At 53.8% G+C, this 17,206-nt stretch carries 15 protein-coding genes and 2 pseudogenes; 8 read left to right on the top strand and 9 right to left on the bottom strand.

The window, feature by feature from the left end; genetic code table 11:
- The first annotated feature begins 35 nt into the window (after positions 1–35).
- Entirely contained in the window at positions 36–425 is a 390-nt protein-coding gene (gene cybC, locus P2W74_RS20425) for a cytochrome b562 (protein ID WP_276293011.1), read from the top strand.
- A 44-nt stretch (positions 426–469) separates the two neighbouring features.
- On the opposite strand, the gene P2W74_RS20420 is transcribed toward cybC, so the two are convergent.
- Together P2W74_RS20420 and P2W74_RS20415 are read right to left on the bottom strand one after the other, a co-directional pair.
- Positions 470–757, bottom strand: a complete 288-nt coding sequence (locus P2W74_RS20420; RefSeq protein ID WP_276293010.1) for a helix-turn-helix domain-containing protein — start codon at positions 755–757, stop codon at positions 470–472.
- Positions 744–974 (bottom strand): annotated as a pseudogene (locus P2W74_RS20415) (type II toxin-antitoxin system RelE/ParE family toxin); the annotation flags it as partial. The pseudogene P2W74_RS20415 and the gene P2W74_RS20420, both read right to left, overlap by 14 nt.
- On the opposite strand from P2W74_RS20415, the pseudogene P2W74_RS20410 reads away from it, so the two are divergent.
- Positions 965–1,069 (top strand): annotated as a pseudogene (locus P2W74_RS20410) (hypothetical protein); the annotation flags it as partial. The pseudogenes P2W74_RS20415 and P2W74_RS20410 sit on opposite strands and share 10 nt — an antisense overlap.
- An 18-nt stretch (positions 1,070–1,087) precedes the next feature.
- On the opposite strand, the gene P2W74_RS20405 reads toward P2W74_RS20410, so the two are convergent.
- Positions 1,088–1,978: a LysR substrate-binding domain-containing protein gene (locus P2W74_RS20405; protein WP_276293008.1), complete on the bottom strand. Its 891-nt coding sequence runs from the start codon at positions 1,976–1,978 to the stop codon at positions 1,088–1,090.
- Positions 1,979–2,090: 112 nt separating this feature from the next.
- Here P2W74_RS20405 and P2W74_RS20400 point away from each other — a divergent pair, with 112 nt between their 5' ends.
- Positions 2,091–2,672: a nuclear transport factor 2 family protein gene (locus tag P2W74_RS20400; RefSeq protein WP_276293007.1), complete on the top strand. Its 582-nt coding sequence runs from the start codon at positions 2,091–2,093 to the stop codon at positions 2,670–2,672.
- Positions 2,673–2,823: 151 nt separating this feature from the next.
- Here P2W74_RS20400 and nrdG read toward each other — a convergent pair whose 3' ends face one another.
- The 3 genes from nrdG to P2W74_RS20385 all read right to left on the bottom strand — a co-directional run bounded on the left by nrdG (position 2,824) and on the right by P2W74_RS20385 (position 6,075).
- A complete protein-coding gene (gene nrdG, locus P2W74_RS20395) occupies positions 2,824–3,288 on the bottom strand; it encodes an anaerobic ribonucleoside-triphosphate reductase-activating protein (RefSeq protein ID WP_276293006.1) in 465 nt (154 codons plus the stop codon).
- 123 nt (positions 3,289–3,411) lie between these two features.
- On the bottom strand, positions 3,412–5,550 hold the full coding sequence (gene nrdD, locus P2W74_RS20390; protein WP_276293005.1) for an anaerobic ribonucleoside-triphosphate reductase: 2,139 nt from the start codon (positions 5,548–5,550) through the stop codon (positions 3,412–3,414).
- Positions 5,551–5,871: 321 nt separating this feature from the next.
- Positions 5,872–6,075, bottom strand: coding sequence for a hypothetical protein (locus tag P2W74_RS20385; protein WP_276293004.1), 204 nt, complete (start codon positions 6,073–6,075; stop codon positions 5,872–5,874).
- A gap of 546 nt (positions 6,076–6,621) precedes the next feature.
- Between P2W74_RS20385 and P2W74_RS20380 the strand changes: the two genes are divergently transcribed.
- Genes P2W74_RS20380 through P2W74_RS20360 form a run of 5 tightly spaced genes read left to right on the top strand, consistent with a single transcriptional unit; the run spans position 6,622 to position 11,802 of the window.
- Positions 6,622–7,737 (top strand): AI-2E family transporter, encoded by a 1,116-nt coding sequence (locus P2W74_RS20380; RefSeq protein ID WP_328517926.1) that lies wholly within the window; start codon positions 6,622–6,624, stop codon positions 7,735–7,737.
- On the top strand, positions 7,727–9,250 hold the full coding sequence (locus P2W74_RS20375; RefSeq protein WP_276295239.1) for an efflux transporter outer membrane subunit: 1,524 nt from the start codon (positions 7,727–7,729) through the stop codon (positions 9,248–9,250). The genes P2W74_RS20380 and P2W74_RS20375 overlap by 11 nt, the downstream gene beginning before the upstream one ends.
- A complete protein-coding gene (locus tag P2W74_RS20370) occupies positions 9,247–10,341 on the top strand; it encodes an HlyD family secretion protein (RefSeq protein ID WP_276293002.1) in 1,095 nt (364 codons plus the stop codon). The genes P2W74_RS20375 and P2W74_RS20370 overlap by 4 nt, the downstream gene beginning before the upstream one ends.
- 11 nt (positions 10,342–10,352) lie before the next feature.
- Positions 10,353–11,375 carry a DUF2955 domain-containing protein gene (locus P2W74_RS20365; RefSeq protein WP_276293001.1) on the top strand — a complete coding sequence of 341 codons (1,023 nt, stop codon included), beginning with the start codon at positions 10,353–10,355 and terminating at the stop codon, positions 11,373–11,375.
- 1 nt (position 11,376) lies between these two features.
- On the top strand, positions 11,377–11,802 hold the full coding sequence (locus tag P2W74_RS20360) for an ion channel (RefSeq protein ID WP_276293000.1): 426 nt from the start codon (positions 11,377–11,379) through the stop codon (positions 11,800–11,802).
- A gap of 828 nt (positions 11,803–12,630) precedes the next feature.
- Here the strand turns inward: P2W74_RS20360 and treC are convergent.
- From treC to treR, 3 genes are all read right to left on the bottom strand, one after another.
- On the bottom strand, positions 12,631–14,286 hold the full coding sequence (treC, locus tag P2W74_RS20355) for an alpha,alpha-phosphotrehalase (RefSeq protein WP_276292999.1): 1,656 nt from the start codon (positions 14,284–14,286) through the stop codon (positions 12,631–12,633).
- A 51-nt stretch (positions 14,287–14,337) separates the two neighbouring features.
- Entirely contained in the window at positions 14,338–15,756 is a 1,419-nt protein-coding gene (gene treB, locus P2W74_RS20350; RefSeq protein ID WP_276295238.1) for a PTS trehalose transporter subunit IIBC, read from the bottom strand.
- 142 nt (positions 15,757–15,898) lie between these two features.
- The gene (treR, locus tag P2W74_RS20345) at positions 15,899–16,846 is read right to left on the bottom strand and encodes a trehalose operon repressor TreR (RefSeq protein WP_276292998.1); all 948 of its coding nucleotides are present in this window, start codon (positions 16,844–16,846) and stop codon (positions 15,899–15,901) included.
- Positions 16,847–17,206 lie beyond the last annotated feature (360 nt).

The following is a 17,206-nucleotide window of genomic DNA, read 5'->3' as shown; positions in this document are numbered from 1 at the left end:
CGCCATAAACTTCAATAATAAAAAGGAAGTGAGCAATGCGTAAAAACCTGTTAGCGATGCTGGCTGTGTCATCTCTCGTGCTGAGCTCGGCCAATGTGTTTGCGGCCGAGCTTGACGATGACATGGGGATCCTCAGCGACAATTTGAAAGTGGTCGAGAAAGCGGATAACGCCACAGAATTGAAAGATGCGTTAACGAAAATGCGTGCCGCCGCGCTGGACGCCCAAAAAGCCACGCCGCCGAAACTGGAAAACAAATCCCCTGACAGCCCGGAAATGAAAGATTTCCATCACGGCTTAGAGACGCTGGTCGGCCAGATCGACGGTGCACTTAAGCTGGCGAATGAAGGCAAAGTTACCGAGGCGAAAGCGGCGGCAGAAGAGCTCAAAATCACCCGTAACGCTTACCACCAGAAGTATCGTTAATCGTCTTACTCACCTGATGTCTCACTGGGACATCAGGTGAAATATCATAGGATGATTTGCGGATGTTTAATCCCACAGGCTCTGGCATAACGTGCGATCGTATCAAGGCTGGCTTTGATAATGTTAGCTTCCATTCTGGATACGGTTGGTGGCGTTACTCCCATTCTCTCGGCGACCTGAGCACGGGTTAATCCGGCGTGATTGCGCCATTCCGCGAGCATGGCTTGCAAACGCGCTTTACGCTCTTCGGCTTCCATTGCGGCTTGCACTTCAGGATCGGACATCAGGTCTGCTCTGACCTCGTCCCAGGCGACACTTTTAGTTTTCTTCATTGAGCATCTCCTCCAACCTTTCGAAGGCCAACATCATCTCCTGTTTAGGCGTTTTCTTAATGAACACGCGTAACAGATAGATGGTTTTGCCTTTCTGATAGACATACAGGCCCCGGGCTATCTCGGCTCCCATTGTGCGAAGTTCAAATAAACCCGCGCCAGGAGGTTTGCAGTCGGGTTCCCGTAATACTGTTGCATTGACTTTTAATTTATCAATTTTTTCTGCGTGAACGCGCCATGACAAGGTTTTGTACTTGTCAGGACTTTGATGAGTTTAAGGTGTTGGCGATGGAGTACGTGAGCCGGTTTTGATGATATACGACCTGACGGTTATTCCCGTATCTCCATGCCACGCGCAATGGTGAGAAAAGCCGTTGTCGCGCCATTATTATCTTGTTTTCTACTGACCAGCATCAGGTTGGCGGCGAGTTCTGGCTCGTCCAGAGGGCGGTACACCACCCCCGGAACGGAAATGTTCATCAGTGGTTCCGGGACTAATGCCAGCCCCTGAGCCGCAGCCGCCAGCGTGAGGACGCTAAGCGAACTGGCGGAACAGTGGGAAACGTGCGGATCATGGCCGAGGAGGTGACGCAGGGTGGCATATAGCGACTCATCTGCGCCGTGAGCATCGTAGAGAATGAGTGGCTCGGCAGCCAGCATCTCCACCGTCAGCCGGGGGTGACGGGACAGCGGGTGGTCATCCGCCATCGCCACGATGCGCTTCCAGAGACCCACTTTTTCTGCGAGCAGCGCCGGGGAGTGGAGCTTGTCGTGGTCGGGGGTATAACCGATATCAAGCTGCCCCGTCAGAATGGCGTCAGCCTGGGCAAGCGGGGCTACCTCACTCACCACCATCTCCGCATCAGGATAATGGTGACGAAAAGTGCGCAAATCGTGTGTCAACTTGCCGCTAAATACCGCATTTCCGGCGAAACCAATCCGCACCTGACCGGTCTCACCCCGCAAAGAGCGCCTTACGGTCTGACATGCGTTTTCGGCCTGATCCAGCGTGCGCTGCGCCTCAATCTGGAACAGTCGTCCGGCTTCGGTCAATTCCACTTTCCGGCTGGTGCGTACAAACAGCGGGCCGCCAAGTTCCTCCTCCAGCGCTTTAATCTGCATACTCAGAGCTGGTGGCACAATATTCAGCCGTTCAGCGGCACGTGTAAAATGCCCCTCCTGGGCAACCGCCAGAAAATAACGCAGGTGACGTAACTCCATATGGTGTTCCTCATGGTTCACTCAAAATGAACGATTGGTCATTTTCATCTAATAGATTTTATCTTTAAGAACAGTAAAACTGAAATCCCTTTACTGATGGAGCCTGTATGTCATGCAAAATTACCTCGACGATCGTCAACAAATCACCGATCTGATTACCGGCTGGATGCATCGCGATCTGGGTGAATGGGAGCAATTACGCAACCTGTTTCATCCCGATGGCACCATTGAAATCACCTGGTTTGAAGGCGCAGCGAGTGATTTTGTTGACGGCTCCATGCGCATGGGCGCGTCGGATGTCCGGACTAAACACCTGATCGGCACGCCGGTAGTTACGTTTAATAGCAATGCGACAAAGGCCATTGTTGAGACTAACGCGATGATTATCGGTGAAAACGTGAAGCTCAACCTGGGGTGCGTCGGTCACAACCGTTTTTACGACATGGCGGAAAAACGCGATGGTGTATGGAAGCTGTTCAGACGCCAGAGTATTTACGATATGGCGAGCTTTACCTTCCCGCTCGGCCCGGTAGACGTCGATCGGGAAGCGGTGGTTAAATATCCGCGTGAATACGCAGCGCTGGCGTATCTGCTTGAAAAAACCGGTTTCCCGGTGCAGCGCGTTTTTGCCACGCGCGGAAGTGAACTCGAACAAAAAATGAAGGCGGACGCAACGCACTGGCTGACGGTCTGAAAGCAGGACATCCTTTTATCCGAAGAACATGATGTTCTCAACTTTTAGTGCTCATACCGAAAATGCAGACCTTGCCTGTTATCAGGAAGGTCTGGGACTGCTGTTATTGCTTATCGTTGTCGGAAATGGCGACAGCAGGGACGCGCGTGATTCAACGCAGGTGATGCACAACCTGATTACTGCTGCCGCGCCAGATCAGCGCCGGGTCTTTTAAATCCTGCACAAACTTACCGTCGACCAGCACGTTGATAAGATCGACAACCTCCCTTTGCGCGGCGTCCAGCTCATCGAGCTTATAACCGGTCCATACCCAGATATCTTTGCCCGGGCACTCCGCGTGGATACGTTTCACCAGTTTGAGAATTTCCGGCACGTTTTGTGGATGCAGGGGGTCACCGCCGGAGAGCGAAATACCCTGGCGTTTGACGCGGGTATCGTTGAGGTCGGCGATAATGCGGTCGGCCATTTCTTGGGTGAACGGCATCCCTGAGTTCACGCGCCAGGTGCTTTTGTTGTAGCAGCCAGGGCATTCATGGACGCACCCTGAAACAAACAGGGTGCAGCGGGTTCCAGGACCGTTAACGATATCTACAGGATAATATTGATGGTATTGCATAATGTATAACCATGCCGGGTGGCGCTACGCTTACCCGGCCTACAATAACAATAAGAAAGCGACCCGTAGGCCGGATAAGGTACTTGCACCGCCATCCGGCATCTACGTATTGCAAACGGAAGATTAACCGATCTGCCCGTTGCCCAAATGTTTAACGCGGCGTTTAACCTCTTCCTGCTTACCGGCGTTAAATGGACGTGCATCCGGGCTCCCTAAATATCCGCATACGCGACGGGTAACCGAGACGCGCGCGGCATCGTGGTTGCCGCATTTCGGGCAGGTAAAGCCCTTGCTGGTGCACTCAAACTCACCGGTAAAACCGCACTCGTAGCATTCGTCGATCGGCGTGTTGGTTCCGTAATACGGCACGTGCTGATAGCTGTAATCCCATACATCTTCCAGTGCTTTCAGGTTGTGCTGAATGTTCGGGTACTCGCCGTAGCAAATGAAACCACCGTTCGCCAGCGGCGGGTACGGCGCTTCAAAATCGATCTTGTCGTACGGGTTGACCTTCTTCTCGACGTCGAGGTGGAAGCTGTTGGTGTAGTAGCCTTTGTCCGTTACGCCAGCAATCACGCCGAACTCGGCGGTATCCAGACGGCAGAAGCGGTCACACAGGTTTTCACTCGGTGTGCTGTACAGACTGAAGCCGTAACCTGTTTCTTCTTTCCACTGATCGACAGCCTGACGCAGGCGTTCCACGATGGCGATACCTTTGGCACGAAGCGCTTCGCTGTCGTACAGATGCTCGTTGCCAAACAGGGCGTTGATGGTTTCATGGATACCGATATAGCCCAGTGAGATGGACGCCCGGCCATTTTTAAAGATTTCAGAAACGTCATCGTCCGCTTTCAGGCGCACGCCGCAGGCACCTTCCATATAGAGGATTGGCGCAACACGTGCTTTAACCCCTTCAAGACGGGCGATTCGGGTCATCAGCGCTTTACGCGCCAGCGCCAGACGGCTCTCCAGCAGTTTCCAGAAGGTCGCTTCATCACCGTGGGCTTCCAGCGCGATGCGCGGCAGGTTCAGGCTAATGACGCCCAGATTGTTGCGACCATCGTGGATCTGCTCGCCGTTTTCGTTTTCCCAGACGCCGAGGAAACTGCGGCAACCCATCGGGGTTTTGAACGAGCCGGTGACTTTTACCACCTGATCGTAGTTCAGGATGTCCGGATACATGCGCTTGCTTGCACACTCCAGCGCCAGCTGTTTGATGTCGTAGTTAGGATCGCCAAATTTGTGGTTCAGGCCATCGCGAATCGCGAACACCAGTTTCGGGAATACGGCGGTTTTACGGTTTTTACCCAGACCCGCGATACGATTACGCAGAATAGACTGCTGAATCAGACGAGATTCCCAGCTGGTGCCGAGGCCAAAGCCGAAGGTCACAAATGGGGTCTGTCCGTTGGCGGTATGCAGCGTGTTCACCTCGTATTCCAGAGACTGGAATGCGTCATAGCACTCTTTCTCGGTACGGGAATGCGCGTAGCCGTCAGCATCCGGGATTTGCCACTCTTCAGCGGTTTTGCGGTGCTTATTGAAGCTGGCGGTGACAAACGGGGCCAGCACTTCATCAATACGGTTAATGGTGGTGCCGCCGTAAATATGGCTGGCAACCTGGGCGATGATCTGCGCGGTGACCGCCGTGGCGGTGGAGATGGATTTTGGCGGTTCGATCTCCGCGTTACCCATCTTAAAGCCCTGGGTCAGCATGCCTTTCAGATCGATCAGCATACAGTTGAACATCGGGAAGAACGGGGAGTAGTCGAGATCGTGATAGTGAATATCACCACGCTCATGCGCCTGCACCACATCACGTGGCAGCAGATGCTGACGCGCATAGTGTTTAGCCACGATACCGGCCAGCAGATCGCGCTGGGTCGGGATCACTTTACTGTCTTTGTTGGCGTTTTCGTTGAGCAGGGCGGAGTTGGTTTGCTCGACCAGACCGCGGATTTCCTGGTTCAGGCGGCCACGCTTCTCGCGCTGAATATCGCGATCGTGGCGATACTCGATATAGGCGCGGGCGAGTTGTTTGTACGGACCCGACATCAGTTGGTTTTCAACTGCGGTCTGGATGTCGTTGATATCGACCTGACTGCGCTCATTCATCTGGTTGCTAACGACTTCTGCGACGGTGGCGCAGTAATCTGCGTCATCGACTCCCGCTGCTTTAGCTGCACGCAGAATGGCTTCTTTGATGCGCTCTGATTTAAACGGCACTTTACAGCCATCACGTTTCATCACATGCGGTGTCATGATCACTCCATATTAATAAGAACAGGTTATCCACAGAGGCTGGGGAAGCATTCCTTGGTTTATTCATCTCTCTATCCAACGACTTCCCGCAATCCTGACCCATTTTATCCACAACAGCTGCGCTATACGGTCAGTTGTGGTTGATGCAATTGTAGACGATAAATACAACATATTGGGTCGGCGTGCATTTTAAGTTCTATATGTAGTGATTTGCATCAAGGATGTTTACGGTTTTATTGACGTAGGACAAAGTAAAAATCAGAGCGTACAGATGACGGGCACTACAGCCTTTGTAAATTATTTCCAGAAAATTCTGATTAATTATTCAACAAAAACAGCAGAGTAAATCCGGGAAAACGCAGCGCTGCCCGGATCGGTTTCCCTCTGCTTTAGCCTGATGATGCCAGTTATAGAGGGTCGCGTCGGATATTCCTTCCCTTTCGCCACTGCCGCTACGGTCATGTTGTAAGGAGACCGTGATGTTGTCAGTGGGGTGGTTTTACGTTCCGGTGAAATACGTTTCATCTGTCACTCCATCACCCGCGGATTCATTTTAAGAGAAGGGGACAATGGTCCTGGATCTAAGGGATATAACCCAAAGTAATTAAGTTTTGTGTGGCAGATGACATCGTTTATTGTCAGACAGTCAGTGCCATTTCGATAACGTTGCGCGATATTTTCAGTGGGTTTGAATCATTACAACTGCTTACATAATACCGACTAAAAACAAAACGGGCAGTTGCAGAATTTAATTCTAAGTTTTAGTGCATGACTTGTTTAATATTCTATTGAAAAATCAAAACACAATTATATTAAATTACCTTTATCTTGGTTTTCCATTTGTTTTGTTCGTTAAACTATTTATTAATACTCAACATTGCATTATTTGCAAGAATGACTGTTTGTTCTATCATGAAAATAGTTTGGTAAATTAAACGCAAAATAAATTTATTCATATCATTAAATTATCTTTCATCTCTTTTAATGTAATGCCCGCTATTTATTGGCCTGCTATTAATTTTGCAAGGTCGGGATAACTGCGTGGTTACAATCAATTGGAATAACGCCATCATGGAAAATAACGAACTATCCACAGTCATTGAAAAAAGACTTGTTGCCAGATTTCTGGATATGTTCATCAAGCTTGGGCTGATCCTGGCACTGGGCTCCTTCTGCTTTACCGTCATGTCCCCTTTCATGAATATGCTGCTGTGGGCGCTTATTTTGGCGGTCACACTGTATCCATTGCATCAGCGTTTTGCTGCCCGAATGGGAAATAAACAGGGCAGGGCGTCAACTGTCATGGTGTTACTGGGGGTGCTGTTGATCGTCGCGCCGACCGTTGCCATGCTCAGTTCTCTGGGTGATAGCGTAAGCAGCCTTGTGGATAATGTGGGCAGCGATAGCCTGGTCATTTCACCACCGTCGGAGAAGATCGCGTCTATTCCTCTTGTCGGTGAAAAAGTGCACGCCTTGTGGCTCAAGGCGTCGACGGATTTACCCAGCCTTATCAGCAGTTATCGCCCGCAGTTGGGAGATATTGCTAAGCAGGTTGTGGGAGTTCTGGCGAGCATGGGCGGCGGATTAATTGGCTTCGTCTTCTCCTTCATCGTTGCGGGCATCATGATGGCCTGGGGTGCACCCGGTGCGCGCAGCGCCGAGAGTATCGCCATCCGTATCACCGACACACAACGCGGCCTTGCGCTGACCAAACTGTGTACCAGCACCATTCGTGCCGTAGCGATGGGCGTTATCGGGGTTGCCTTCATTCAGGCGCTGTTGGCCGGTATTGTCATGGCGATTGCAGGCATTCCTGCGGTTGGCATTTTCTTCGTCCTGGCGTTGATTCTGGGGATTGCTCAGGTCCCTGTTATTCTGGTGACAGCCCCCGCGATTGCCATCATGTGGATGTCAGGCGATCACGGTACGGCGCTCAATATTGTCTACACCGTGCTGCTGCTGGTTGCGGGTATGGCGGATAACGTGCTTAAACCCTTGTTGCTGGGACGTGGTGTTGATGCGCCTATGCCTGTGGTGTTGTTGGGGGCGCTGGGGGGTATGGCGGCCAATGGTATTCTCGGCATGTTCGTTGGGGCGACGTTGCTTTCCATCGGCTATCGCATCTTCATGGCCTGGGTTAACCAGGGGCCAGATGGTGTAGCGGCGAGTGGAAAAGATGTTCAATGACCGTCGCGTTGGGCGTCTCCTGTTGACAGGAGGCGCCTGCCTGCTGTTGAGCGCGTGTACCACCCTGGGGCCAGACTATAAATCGCCGCAAGTCCCGGAGCTGGACCAGTGGCAGGCGAAGACCAAAAGTACGGCCGCCAACGGCTCCACACAAAATTATGACCAGTGGTGGACGCAACTCAATGACCCCACGCTAACCGCACTTATCAATGAAGCGCTGCGCAAAAACCCGGATGTTAAGATTGCCGGTCTGCGCTTGCTTGAGTCACGCGCACAATTAGGCATTGCCGAAAGTCTGCTGGGGCCGCAGGCGACGGTGGGTACGGGTGAGGTGATCACGGGCGGCACGCGTCGTGATGGTCGTTACAATGACACCACCAGCTATAGCGCCGATTTTAATCTGGGCTGGGAGATCGATTTTTGGGGTAAGTTCCAGCGCGGCGTGGAATCTGCCGATGCGAGTTACTTCGCCACCCTCGCGCAGTATGACGATATTCAGGTGCTGATGGCTGCGCAAGTGGCGCAACTGTATGTGAATATCCGCACCTTAGAAGCGCGACTGCAAATTACCCGCAGCAACGCCGAAATTCAGCAACGCAGTCTGCAAATCACCGAGCGTCTGTTCCTCAGCGGCAACAGTGCTGAGCTTGACGTGCAGCAAGCGAAAACCCAATACCTCTCAACACTCTCCAGTATCCCGCAACTGGAAACCAGCCTGCGTCAGAGTCAAAACGCGCTCAGTGTGCTGCTTGCGCGTAAACCCGGCCCATTGCCTGAAATGGCGAGCAATACCGGGGTACTTCCACAGGGCAATCTGGCATTGGTGTCTGAGTTGCCTGCCGATCTGTTGCGCCGTCGACCCGATGTGCGGGTTGCCGAACGGCAACTGGCTGCCCAGTCGGCCCTTATCGGGGTGGCAGAAAGTGAGCTCTATCCTTCTATTTCACTGATTGGCAGTGTGGGAATCAGTGCGCGCAGTGGGACGAGCAGCACGCTGTCCTGGGTGGCTGGCCCTACGTTTAGCTGGAATTTGCTCGATCAAGGGCGGCTTGGCAACCAGGTTCTGGTGCAGGATTCCCGCTTCTTGCAACTGCATGAACGCTATCGTGACGTCGTGTTTCAGGCAGCACGTGAAGTCGATGATGCCGCGATCGCCTACGCCAATGGCAAAGACGAGATTGAGCTCCTGAGCCAAACGGGAGAGGCGGCGACCCGTTCACTGGAGATTGCGAATACGCAATATCGGGAAGGGATGGCCGATTTCCAGCGAGTACTGGATTCGCAACGCGCCTTGTTCAATCAACAGGAGCGCCTGGTGAACAGCCGTGGTGCGCTGATGCGTGACCTGATAACGCTGTACAAAGCGCTGGGCGGCGGTTGGGAAAGCGGGCGGCAACGTCCGTTGGTTGATCCACAAACCGATGCGCATTTACGTCAGCGGGAGGACTGGATCCCTCTGTTAGACGCGCCTCTGCCAGCAGCAACTGATCTTAAAGAAGGTAAAAAGCAATGACCGAACCCTCATCCCCGGCGGGACAAGCGAGTCGTCGTGGCGTGATAAGTCTCCTCGCCGTGATCGTGGTGCTGCTGTGCTGGTATTTAGCGGCCGACCGGCTCACGCCCTATACCTCGCAGGCCAGAATTCAGGCGTTTGTTATTCCTGTCTCTTCTGAGGTCGCCGGGCAAATTCAAAAAGTCTATGTGCGCGACAATCAGCAAGTGGCGCCAGGGGATCGGTTGTTTGAACTTGATCCCGAGCCTTACGACATCGCCTTGTCACGCGCGCGTTCAGACTATGAAACGGTATTAAGTTCGGTCAAGGCAAACAATGAAGCCATTGCCGCTGCCAAAGCGGGCCTGCAGGCCGCGACCGCCGCTTACCAGAATGCCGCGAAAGACGCGGAACGCCAGGAGCGTTTGTACCGAGAAGATCCCGGCACCATTTCAGTCCGCCGTCTTGAAGTGGCGCAAGCCACGCGTGAAACCGCGCGTAGCCAGATGGCGGCTGCGGCGGCTGATGTACGGCGTGTAACCGAAATGGCGGGGGAAGAGGGCGACAATAATTCACAACTGCTCAGCGCGCGTTCGGCGGTTCGTAAAGCCGAACTTGACCGGAAAAATACCGTGATTGTGGCGACCAACCGTGGCCTGGTGACTGATTTGCGCACTGATGTGGGGCAGTTTCTTGGCGCGGGAGCACCGGTAATGACCCTGGTTGCCATCAACGATGTCTGGATCAGTGCGGACATGACAGAGAACAACCTCGGCAATGTGAATCCTGGCGATGAAGTCGCCATTCTGCTCGATAGCCAACCGGGGCACGTTTACAAAGGGCAGGTGCGCAGCATTGGCTATGGCGTCAGTGCAACGCAAAGCCAGCCAGCGGGGGTATTGCCGACTATCGACAATAACCGTGACTGGTTACGTCAGGCCCAGCGTTTCCCCGTCAAGGTGGCGTTTTCTAAAGATGATTTTCCCCCGGTCGACAGTTTACGGGCGGGCGGACAAGCAGATGTGCTGGTCTACGCGAATGGCAGCGGCTTGATGAGCGTTTTAGGTAGCGTCTACATACGGTTGATGAGCGTGTTCTCGTATATCTACTAAGGTGCTGCGCTATGCATAACGGAGATCGTGCGGTACTGAGGATCAGCTGCGGAACCGCGATTGCCGCGCTGGCCTGTTATAGCCTCGCACTGCCTATGCCTCATCTGGGGTGCATCATGGCCTGGATTGTACTCTGTCAGGGCAAGCCGTTACCCCTCAAGAAAGGGATAGTGGCGGGCCTTGGGCTGATGGCAACCATGATGGGTGGGGTATTGATAGTGCCTTTGTTAACGCACTATCCGTTGCCCGCACTCCTGCTGACCGCGCTGTTGCTTTACCTGCTGATGCAGATGTGGCTTGCAGGGAAGGGCACTCAGGCGATGTTGCTTACCACGGCGGTCACCATCATTCCGATCGCCGGGCTGATTGAGCAATCCCTTGCCGTCGGCATCGCCCAGATGATGGGACTTGGCATCATCATTGGCACGGTGGTTAACCGGATTGCTCTGGTCGTCTTTCCACCGCAGGCAACACCCGCCTCGGCGGGAAAAGCCTATGTTGCGCCGCAGTCACCCCATCACCTGGCCCTGCGCGCGGTGCTTATTGTGCTGCCAGTCTGGCTGTTGGCGTTGAGTAATCCCGCTTTCTATATTCCGGCGGTGATGAAAACAGTGATGCTTGCACAACAAACCAACACGCTGGCGGCAAAACAGGTGGGGCGTGAGCTGGTGTTGTCGACCCTGATGGGCGCGCTGTTAGCCGTGGTGTTGTGGTTTGGCTTAAGTCTTTGGCCCTCGCTTTTGATGCTGGTGCTGTGGCTTGCGCTGGTCAGTCTTTGGGTGGCACGACGCATGGTGCGACTGGTCGCAAACCGGTTCACCCCCTCCTTTTGGAGCAACGCCTGGGTCACCTGCCTCATCTTGTTTGGTCCCGCCATTCAGGATAGTGCTGCCGGCAAAGATGTCTGGTTGGCGTCTGCGATGCGTTGCTCTTTGTATGTTGCCGTTGCCCTCTATGGTTGGGCATGTGTTGTGATTTTTGAACGCTGGCGCCCGAGTGGTCGGCCTGCGCCAGAAGCCACTCCGGGAGATTAATATGTTGCTGGTTTTAGTCACTGGGATGCCCGTCATCCTGCTGAATATGTTGTTACAGTCGTGGGTTTCTATTGGCTGTATTCGTTTTTACATCAAACGTTTTCACCATCGAGAAGGGATGATAGCCGGGGTGCTGGCGTTGTTTGGCATCATTACCATCGTGCTGATGGGCAATCTGCTGCAAATCCTGCTATGGGGGATTTTATTCCTGTGGCTGGGGGAGTTTTCAACGCTCAAAGAGGCTGTTTACCATTCAGGCGTTAACTTTGCCACGCTCGGTTATGGCGATATCGTGATGAGTGCAAAGTGGAAGTTGTTTGGCGTACTCGAGGCAGTGAATGGGGCGATGATGATTGGTCTGTCTGGTGCCAGCATGCTGGCGGTCTTACAACATCATATTCGTAAGCTGCTCGGGCAAACTCAATAACGCGGGTGGCAAACCTCATCGCGGAATAGACACCGGTAGCGTGCGTTTACTTTTCTCTGAGAGATGCAGATAAAATTATCTTATCTGCATTAATGCTGGTCAGTTAAGCGCTGGCAAACCGAAAAGCCATGTGGCATTTACCCAGAACTGACAACATGCTGATTTTGCGAAGGGTTCCGTTCACTTCATGTTCTTCGCTTCTCTGGTATTTCATGCCCCGTGAACGGGTTAAGGGTGCTATCGCCGCACCCTTAACAATCCCGGCTCCCGGCAGGAAAATTGCCGCTTCGCGGTCCCCTCCGTTTATTCCTCTAGGCTACCGGGTCGGGCGCGAGGTAACATCCCTGTAAAACGCGCCCTGAACCCGCATCCCTGCGGGTTCCCCCGGCCTTACGGAAACACGTCGGCAATTTTCGGCCGGACTCTCCCCACACCTGACCACCTGCGTTGTTGTTTAAACAGCCAAACGGAAATCACTGAAAGTCAGAATTCGGAAGCGACACCACGGTCCGGCTGAAAATCGATGAGACGTTGACGGCTGACCGGGGCCGCCCGCAGGGACGCGGGCGGAGGGGACGGCCTGCAAGGATGCAGGCTCGACCCCGACCCGAAAGGCAGACGGAATAAGGCGAATATATCGCGAAGCGACGATTTTCCCGCCGGGAGCCAGGGTTGCAAGGGAGGCGGCGGCGAGCCTCCCTTGCACGTTCACAGGTAGGGTGATTGCAGAGAAGCAGTGGACATAAGGTGAACGTCACCCTTCACCAGAGTGACAGGTTCTCCCTGATTTCTGAACTGACCAGCATCATCGTATCTGCATCCCGCTTTTTATTTCAGCAACCACCAGACCGCTTCAAAAGGTCGCAGCGTCATGGGGCCGGGAAGGCGGGCGACCTCATCGTAGTTATGCAGTAAAACCTGCCAGTTTCCGCAGCATTGCGCAGGTTGCCAGTCCTGACATTCATGGCTCAGATTGGCGATAACCAATAGCTGCTGCCCCTGCCATTCACGACGATAACACCACAAATGTGGGCTGTTCGGTAACAGATCCTGGTAGTCGCCCCAGGTCAGAATCGGCTCTTTTTTGCGCAGTGTAATCAGCTGTTGGTAGGTATAAAAGACGGAGTCTTTATCCGCCAGCGCTGACGTGACGTTAATCTCCGCATAGTTGTCGCACAGGTTTATCCACGGCGTGCCGTGCGTGAAACCGGCATTTTTACTGTTATCCCACTGCATTGGCGTGCGGCTGTTGTCGCGCGATTTGCTGGCGAGAATGGCCAGCAGTTCATCAGCATCCTGATGCTGGGCGAGTCGCTCGGCAAACATGTTGTGGCTTTCTACGTCACGGTAGTCGGTGATGCGGGTGAAATGCGGATTGGTCATCCCGATCTCTTCGCCCTGGTAAATGTAGGGCGTGCCTTGCATGCCGTGCAGCACCATGGCCAGCATTTTCGCTGCCGGAACCCGGTATTCGTTTTCATCGCCAAATCGCGAGACGATGCGCGGCTGGTCGTGATTACACCAGAACAGCGCATTCCAGGCGATGTTGTGCATCCCCTGCTGCCAGTGGCGGAACAGCGCTTTTAATGCCACATAATCGGGTTTCGCCAGCGTCCATTTTTCGCCGCCGGGGTAATCGACTTTCAAATGGTGAAAATTAAAGGTCATCGACAGTTCGCTGCCCTCCAGCGCGGCATAGCGTTGGCAGTGTTCCAGGGTGGTGGAAGACATTTCGCCAACGGTCATTAATCCACGCGGGGTAAACACATCGCGATTCATCTCGTGTAAGAATTCATGCACACGCGGGCCGTCGGTATAAAAACGGCGGCCATCGCCGTTGGGATCGTGCGGGAAATCCTGATTTTTTGAAATCAGGTTCACCACGTCCAGACGCAGGCCATCGACGCCGCGATCGGCCCAGAATTCGCAGACTTTTTTCAATTCGGCGCGGACCGCAGGATTCTCCCAGTTCAGGTCGGCCTGCTCTGGTGCAAAGAGGTGCAGATAATATTGCTCACTGTCGGCGTGCCAGTCCCAGGCGTAACCGCCAAACTTTGAGCGCCAGTTGTTGGGCCGCTCATCCGGCGTTCCGTCGCGCCAGATATAGAACTGGCGATACGGACTCTCTTTATTGAGCGCTTCGCGAAACCAGGCGTGCTGCGTCGACGTATGGTTAAACACCATATCCAGAATAATACGGATGCCGCGTGTTTTTGCCTGCGCGACCAGCTCATCGAAGTCATCCAGCGTACCGTAGGCGGGATCAATCGCCATATAGTCGGCCACGTCGTAGCCGTTATCAATCTGCGGAGATACGTAGAACGGCGTCAGCCAGATAGCGTCTACGCCCAATTTTTGCAGATAGTCGAGGCGCTGCGTGACGCCGCGTAAATCGCCCGTGCCGCTGCCGGTGGTGTCCTGAAAACTCCTGGGATAGATCTGGTAAATAACGCCGTTTTGCCACCAGTGGGGAAGGGTGTTCATTATTTTTTCCTGGAACAAATGCAATGGGGCGCAACGGCGCCCCACAAAAAATTAGACGACCTGCAACGTGCCCTGACGGTACTTGCGCTGATAGACGACAGAGGTCAGCACCATCGGAATGACGATCGCGACCACCATCGCCATGCCAAACACCTGCCAGTAGCTCGGTTGAATCGAGAGAATTCCCGGCAGGCCGCCGACGCCGATACCGTTCGCCATGACGCCGTTCAGGCCACACAGCAATCCGGCGAGACCGGAACCAATCATCGCGCACAGCATCGGGAAACGGTATTTCAGGTTGATGCCGTACATTGCCGGTTCAGTCACCCCAAGATAGGCGGAGATCGCAGCAGGAACGGAGATCTCACGTTCGTTGTGTTTGCGGCTGGAAATAATGATGCCGACAACGGCGGACGCCTGAGCGATATTCGACAGCGCAATCAGCGGCCAGACGGGCGTACCGCCCATGCTCTGAATCATCTGCATATCGATAGCCAGCGTGGTCTGATGGACGCCCGTTATCACCAGCGGGGCATAAAGGAAGCCGAATAGCGCCGCACCAATCGGTGCAAAACTGCCGGTCATCAGGTGACGCACCGCGAACGCAACGCCGTCGCCAATCATGCGGCCAAACGGACCGATCAACGCGTGCGCGAGGAAGACCGCCAGAATCAGTGAACACACAGGCACCACCACCAGATAGAGGTAGTCCGGCACGATGCGTTTCAGGCGTGTTTCAATTAATCCGAGCGCCAGACCTGCCAGTAACGCCGGGATCACCTGCGCCTGATAGCCCACTTTCGCAATGCTGAACATGCCAAAGTCCCACACCTCCGGAACCTGTTGTCCCAGCAGATAGGCATTCATCAGTTGGGGAGAAACCAGCGTCACGCCGAGGACGATCCCGAGGATTGGCGTTCCGCCCATTTTCTTCACCGCAGACCAGCAGATCCCCACCGGCAGATAGAAGAAGATCGCTTCGCCGATAAGCCACAGGAAGTCGTAAAGTGTTTTCAGCGACGGATGCATCTGCGCCAGCGTCTGACCGTTGCTCATCGGCAGATCGCCAATCACGTTACGGAAACCGAGGATCAAACCACCGCTGATTAATGCAGGCAACAGCGGGAAGAAGATCTCGGCGAAGTGGGAGATCAACTGCTCGTGCCATTTCATGTTCTGGCGAGCGGCTTTTTTCGCCTGCTCTTTGTCGGCGCTGGCCTGTCCGGTGGTCGCCAGCAGGGCTTTGTAGTAGTCGCCGACGTCGGTGCCAATCACCACCTGGAACTGACCCGCATTGGTGAAACAGCCTTTAACCATCGGTAATTGTTCAATTTCTTTCGGTTTAGCGTTTGCTGGCTGGTTGAGAACGAAGCGCAGGCGAGTAATGCAGTGGCTCACCGTGGCGATGTTATCGCGCCCGCCCACCAGCGCTATCAGCTGGTCGATATCAGCTTGTTTAACTTTGCTCATCATTTAGCCCCGTGGCAGATGAAGTGGTGTTGTGTCGTAACCTGCCGCAAGAGTATATCTTCGTTACATTTTCTAAAATGGGAACGTTCCCGAAACGCAGCGAAGATCACAAATTACCGTGCAAAAAGTGCTCGTGTTGTCTTCAGGAGAGAGCGGAAGGGATCACGATCTGGCGGGGATCGCTGCGTCCGTTGATCTGCTCGATCAGTTGCAAGGCCGCCTGGCGTCCCGCTTCGGCATAGCCTGGATCGACGGTGACGATCTCCGGGTGGAGAAATTTCATCAGCGGCGTATTGCCGACGCTGGCCAGTTGCAGCGCCTCAATGCGTTGTTCCTGCAAATATTTACTGGCACCCAACGCCAGCGTATCCGTCGCGCACACCAGCGCGGTGGTGTCCGGGGTAATGACATCCACCGCGTGATCGTAGCCTTGCTTCATGGCAAGACCCGGTAGCGCCGCTACGGGATGAAGTTGATGTTTTTTACAGAAGGCCAGGTAGGCGTCATGGCGACGTTTACCGGTGGTGATGTCGCTATGAGGAACCCCCAGAAAACTGATATGCCGGTGGCCCTGATCGTACAGGCGCTGCATCAGGGTTTTGATGGCACCGTCATCGTCATAACAGACGGAGGCAAACCCTTTGGCATCACGGGCCAACAGGACCAGCGAAGGCTGCCAGGGATTGAGTGTTTCTTCATTAATACCAGTAAAACCAAAGAGCACGACGCCATCAATGTTCCGCCGTCTGAGCATGCCCAGATGTTCTTCTACCAACGCCGGTGAAAACTGGCTTTCCATCATAATGGGGTCATAGCCTTGTTCATAAAAGGCGGGGAGCATGGTTTGTACCGCGAGGTTTTCTGACAACGAGTCCAGACGCGTGACGATAATGGCGACCACTTTGTCGCTCTGTCCACGCATGGCGCGCGCAGAACGAGAAGGCGAAAATCCGTGCTGATTCATCACTGCTTCGACACGTTCGCGGGTCCGTTCGCTGACGCCGCTTTCGTTATTGAGCACACGGGAAACGGTCGATTTCCCGACGCCGCTTAAGCGGGCGATGTCTTTAATGGTCAGCCGGTTTTGCATCCTGTTTTCCCGTGGTACGTCTGGTCTTTGAAAAGGAATCACTTTACTCAAGTGAAAGGCAATGGGCAAAGTCTGGTTTACGTCTGGTTTAGTCACCTTCAGTTATCATACCGCCATAATTGACACAAACCTTATGGTTTTCTGCGCATTGCGCATCATTCACTTACCGGAGGCTGTATGGATCCTGATCCCACCCCTCTCTCGCAAGGGAGAAAAAGTCTTTTCCGGTAAGCCTGCTTTTCACTGTCTTACCGGCGACGTAAGACAGTGACGCTCTGACGTCCCTGTTAGCACATTACATTACCCTCAGGTAAGGCATTGCCACGCCTGACGGATTTTCTGCGCCTGCTTTATTGGGCG

This window comes from Citrobacter enshiensis, assembly GCF_029338175.1.
Lineage (GTDB): Bacteria > Pseudomonadota > Gammaproteobacteria > Enterobacterales > Enterobacteriaceae > Citrobacter_D > Citrobacter_D enshiensis.
Note: the sequence above shows the minus strand (reverse complement) of the source record. Positions and strands in the feature narration are given on the sequence as shown.

What these genes read in the sequence shown, in the direction of transcription:
- P2W74_RS20400 (WP_276293007.1), top strand. Translation starts at nt 2,091, where the DNA reads ATGCAAAATTACCTCGACGATCGTCAACAAATCACCGATCTGATTACC.
- P2W74_RS20380 (WP_328517926.1), top strand. Translation starts at nt 6,622, where the DNA reads ATGGAAAATAACGAACTATCCACAGTCATTGAAAAAAGACTTGTTGCC.
- cybC (WP_276293011.1), top strand. Translation starts at nt 36, where the DNA reads ATGCGTAAAAACCTGTTAGCGATGCTGGCTGTGTCATCTCTCGTGCTG.
- treB (WP_276295238.1), bottom strand. Translation starts at nt 15,756, where the DNA reads ATGAGCAAAGTTAAACAAGCTGATATCGACCAGCTGATAGCGCTGGTG.
- P2W74_RS20365 (WP_276293001.1), top strand. Translation starts at nt 10,353, where the DNA reads ATGCATAACGGAGATCGTGCGGTACTGAGGATCAGCTGCGGAACCGCG.
- P2W74_RS20420 (WP_276293010.1), bottom strand. Translation starts at nt 757, where the DNA reads ATGAAGAAAACTAAAAGTGTCGCCTGGGACGAGGTCAGAGCAGACCTG.
- treC (WP_276292999.1), bottom strand. Translation starts at nt 14,286, where the DNA reads ATGAACACCCTTCCCCACTGGTGGCAAAACGGCGTTATTTACCAGATC.
- P2W74_RS20375 (WP_276295239.1), top strand. Translation starts at nt 7,727, where the DNA reads ATGTTCAATGACCGTCGCGTTGGGCGTCTCCTGTTGACAGGAGGCGCC.
- treR (WP_276292998.1), bottom strand. Translation starts at nt 16,846, where the DNA reads ATGCAAAACCGGCTGACCATTAAAGACATCGCCCGCTTAAGCGGCGTC.
- P2W74_RS20370 (WP_276293002.1), top strand. Translation starts at nt 9,247, where the DNA reads ATGACCGAACCCTCATCCCCGGCGGGACAAGCGAGTCGTCGTGGCGTG.
- nrdG (WP_276293006.1), bottom strand. Translation starts at nt 3,288, where the DNA reads ATGCAATACCATCAATATTATCCTGTAGATATCGTTAACGGTCCTGGA.
- P2W74_RS20405 (WP_276293008.1), bottom strand. Translation starts at nt 1,978, where the DNA reads ATGGAGTTACGTCACCTGCGTTATTTTCTGGCGGTTGCCCAGGAGGGG.
- nrdD (WP_276293005.1), bottom strand. Translation starts at nt 5,550, where the DNA reads ATGACACCGCATGTGATGAAACGTGATGGCTGTAAAGTGCCGTTTAAA.
- P2W74_RS20360 (WP_276293000.1), top strand. Translation starts at nt 11,377, where the DNA reads ATGTTGCTGGTTTTAGTCACTGGGATGCCCGTCATCCTGCTGAATATG.
- P2W74_RS20385 (WP_276293004.1), bottom strand. Translation starts at nt 6,075, where the DNA reads ATGAAACGTATTTCACCGGAACGTAAAACCACCCCACTGACAACATCA.